Source organism: Flavobacterium sp. UBA4854 (genome assembly GCF_002399805.1).
GTDB classification, from domain to species: domain Bacteria; phylum Bacteroidota; class Bacteroidia; order Flavobacteriales; family Flavobacteriaceae; genus Flavobacterium; species Flavobacterium ginsengisoli.
The window spans coordinates 4,665-8,683 of sequence record NZ_DHEI01000019.1; the positions used below are offsets into that span (position 1 = coordinate 4,665).

Here is a 4,019-nt window from a genome sequence, read left to right on the forward strand (position 1 = left end):
TGTTCTTTTATCCAAGTATCAACATCTAACTGTGCATTTTTCAAATCCATCTTTTATATCTTTTTAAGAATTATTTTTTCATTTTGGCTTACGATCATCTTTTGAAAAAACTCTTTTATCATTCCGTAATCCTCAGCTGCAAAAATACTACTGTTGATTTCTTTTTGGCTCACAATTTGAATTTTGTTTTCTGTAGCCGAAAAATTTAAGATAAAGGACATCTTCTTGTCCTCTGATGTTATTCTGACTGGTTTTGGAAGTGATTCTACAGTATAACCTTGCGGTATTTCAATATTAAAATTGAACTTTTCTAAGTTTTTATATCCAAAATAGACAGGCATTTGTCTTTTTTCCTGATTGAACGGATTTTTACTTTGAGTAAAAAACAATAGAGGATTTACGAAAATCTTCCCTTCAATAATATCTGAACGGTTGCTTGAATCAAAAGAAAAAGTCTCTATAACCGATTGATCTAGATTTGACTTCTGATTTTCTATTTTATAATTTGAGACAGACAAACCTCCCAATCTATTTTCAAATTTTTCAAGATAAGCGTCTTCTGATTTTGCATTGTTTTCTTCTCTAAAGCTGTAAGCATCGTAGTCTGTGTGTTGAATCCTGCCTTGGCCATTCATTTTACCATCGGGATGTATTTTAACTATAAGACTATAAATTTCTTTAGATAGTATTATTGGATCTAATTCGATTTCCTCAGAAGCTCCATCTTTTTTGATCAGCCTTCCTTTCCAATTTAATACATTTAATGGTAAAATATTGGGAGCTGTGAGTTTATGAGATGCATCTAGAAGAATTCTTTTACCATCAATTTCGACTGCTGCTATAACATAATTAAATCCTGTTCTAGTTGGATAAACCGGAAGTCCGTTTTGAATTGTGCTTACCAAAACAGGATTGGCTTCTATACCAGCTGCACGAAGCATATTTATCAAAATAAAATTAATTTCAGCAACATTTCCTGTCTGATCTTTATACGCTTTTTCGACTCCTTTTTCTGTGTAGCAACTATTAATCTCATTCCAATTCATTCGATTTTTGACATAAGTAAAAATCAGATTTAATCTTTCATTTTTATCTTCTACATTTGCTAGCAATTTATTTAAGTCATCTGTAAATAAAGAGGCTTGATTAAGCTGTTTACCAAAACTATCATCTTTAAAAATAGTTTTTGCTACCCCTTCCCATGTTAAACTGTAATCTTTTATAGGCTGATCTGGAAGTCGAACTCTCTCTAGTTCTTGCTGAATGCTTCCGCGATAATTTTCGAGATTATTAATGTATGGTTCCTCTTTTAAAGCGGGAACATCTTTTCCTGTATAAAAAGTTTCAATTTGTTTATAGCTAAATGAGCTTGTCTGACTATAAGCGTTATCAAAACTCTGACTGCCATTTATGAATTTAGATTCTGTTTCGAGTGGAATTCCTCCAATTAAAATTGGTTTATAAATATAAAATTCTGGAATTTGAGTTTTATAATAAAAATAGTCTACCGGAATATTAAACTGAAGATCAAAATCTGGAAATTTCCCAAGATTCTCAGATCTTAAAACATACTTGTATTCTATAACAGAACCTACTTTTACATTTGGCAATGTAATAGTCTTTTCTTTCCAGTATTGATTAATTTTATTTTTGAATGTTCCTTGATTGTCTAATTTAGTTTTTACAATGTTTCCGTTTTCCAAATTATATGTACCCGCTTCAGAAAATTCTAAACGGTCCTCATTTAATTTTTCATAACCAATGTAAAAACGCACTTTTTGGTCGGCCCAGCTTAAACCTTCTTTTTTATAAATTTTGATTTTTACCTCACAGACATGATTGGCATAAAACCCAACATCTTTGTTATAACCAAAATAAGTTCTTCCTTTTTTAAACAAGATAGCAGCGGGTGCGCTGCTATCTTTAGGATGAACTTTCTCTTTTAATTCTGCAATTGTTACTTTGCCTAATTCATAATTTTGAGCTTGAATTGTCATTGTACTCCAAAAAAAGGGAATACAAACTAGGAGAAATCGCAACATAATTAAATACGTTTTAAAACTATTTTTTCAGTTTGTTTTGTGATCATTTCTTTGTAGTAATCTTTCAGAATTCCGTATTGTTCTCTAGATATTATAGAGGAGTTAATTTGATGTGACACTAATAATTGCATTACATTGTCGTTGACTGCAATATTGTATCTAAAAACTCCAAGATCTTCCTCCATAACCAATACGCCTGCAAGAGGAACTGTTTCTAGAGTATATCCTTCTGGAATTCGAATACTAATATTATATTTCTCTAAAAAAGGAAATCCAAAATCTACGGGATATTCTCTTGTTTCTTGCTTAAACGGATTTTTTGTACTAGCAAAAAAAAGCATTGGCTTAACGTATATTTTATCTCCAATTACCTCGCACAAATTGGTGCTTGTAAACGAAAAGCTTTCTACAGCAGGCAGCAAAACATCTTTTTCATTTGTACGGCTGTAATCGCTTATTTCAATTTTATCATATTTATTTTCAAGATTGTCTAGATAAGCGTCTTCTTTAAGATTTTCAAAACTATTTCTGCAGTTCATTGCTTTGTGCTCTGTGTACTGACATCTTACTTTTCCGTTTATTCTTCCTCCCGCTTCAATTGTATAATCTACTGCAATATTATCTGCAGCAAATTTTTTAGGTGCTAAATCAATACTTTCTGACGTTCCGTCTTTACGAATCAATCTTCCTATCCAATTTAAATCTCTTAAAGGAAGAACGTTTGGAGTTGAATATGGATCGGTTGCATCGAGCAGTATCATTTCGTCTCCAGTTTCAACTGCGGCAATCACATAATTGAAAGCATTTAAATTTGGAAAATAAGCAATCCCATTAGAGCGTGTACTAATTAAAACAGGATTCGCAGTAAGTTTAGCAGCTCGAAGCATTGCTGTAAGCATCAAATTAATATCTGCGCTATTTCCCGTTTTTTCTTTGTAGGCTTTTCGAACTCCTTTTTCGCAAGAATATCCATTACGCTGATTCCATTTTACATTTGATTTTACATATTCTAAAATCGCTGTAATTTTTGCATCAGGTTTAACCTTTCCTTGTAATACGACTTTCAGGTCATCTTCAAAATAGCCAGATTTGTTCAGTTCTACTCCAAAAGAATCAAAATCATAAATTGTTTTGGCAACACTTGTCCAGTCTGATGAAAATGTTTTATAAAACTGTCCAGGAACAGCAATTCTTTCTAACTCTAAAGAAATTCCAGTTCTATAATTGTCCATATTATTTACAAAAGCTTCTTCGCGCATTGCTGGAAGATTCTGAAAAACATAAGTGGTTTCTGTCGCAATATAATTGTAAGTGTTCGCTATTTTTGAAGTTATTTTAGGAGGAAAAAAACCTTTCAGATTTCTTTTAAACTCAAAAGCATCTGGAAGAGTTGTTTTTAGTTCAGAATAATTAACTGGAATATTTTCCTGAATATTCCAATGATAAAGACTTGAAAATCCTCCTTCTTCTGTAAATTGATACTCTATAATAGAACCTTCTTTTACTTCTGGAAAAGCTATTTTTTTGATCCAATAACTACTGTTCGTTTTTTCGATAAACTCATTTTCAGGTTTCAGTTTTGTCTTTACAATTTTTCCGTCTACTAAATTGTAGGTATAAGCGCTTACTATATTTATATAACTTAGCTTTCCGGCTGCAAAATAAATCAGGACATTTGACAAATTATATCCTTCACTTTTATAGATCTTAACTTTCTTTGTAGTTGTCTTTTGGGAGTTTCCATTTGCATTAAGATCAATAGCAATATTGCTATACAAAATAGCAGCAACAGCGGCAGAATCTTTAGGATGCCTTTTTTCTTCTAACTGCGCTATTGTAACATTTCCTAAAGAAATGTTTTGCGCATTCATTTTCAGAAATGCGCAAAATAGAAGAATAGAAATTAAGAAAGTTCTCATTTTAAATACGTTTTAAAACGATTTTTTCTGTTTCTTTTGCAATCATTGTTTTGTAATA

2 protein-coding genes are annotated in these 4,019 nt (G+C 31.5%); both read right to left on the bottom strand.

All coding sequences use genetic code 11. The features are described from left to right. Positions 1-53: 53 nt before the first annotated feature. Entirely contained in the window at positions 54-1,997 is a 1,944-nt protein-coding gene (locus tag B3J44_RS02105; RefSeq protein WP_286965393.1) for a DUF3857 domain-containing protein, read from the bottom strand. A gap of 47 nt (positions 1,998-2,044) precedes the next feature. After that, a complete protein-coding gene (locus tag B3J44_RS02110) occupies positions 2,045-3,961 on the bottom strand; it encodes a DUF3857 domain-containing protein (protein ID WP_286965394.1) in 1,917 nt (638 codons plus the stop codon). Positions 3,962-4,019: the final 58 nt, after the last annotated feature.

Coding starts and splice junctions, on each gene's coding strand:
- B3J44_RS02105 (WP_286965393.1), bottom strand. CDS start 1,997: ATGACAATTCAAGCTCAAAATTATGAATTAGGCAAAGTAACAATTGCA.
- B3J44_RS02110 (WP_286965394.1), bottom strand. CDS start 3,961: ATGAGAACTTTCTTAATTTCTATTCTTCTATTTTGCGCATTTCTGAAA.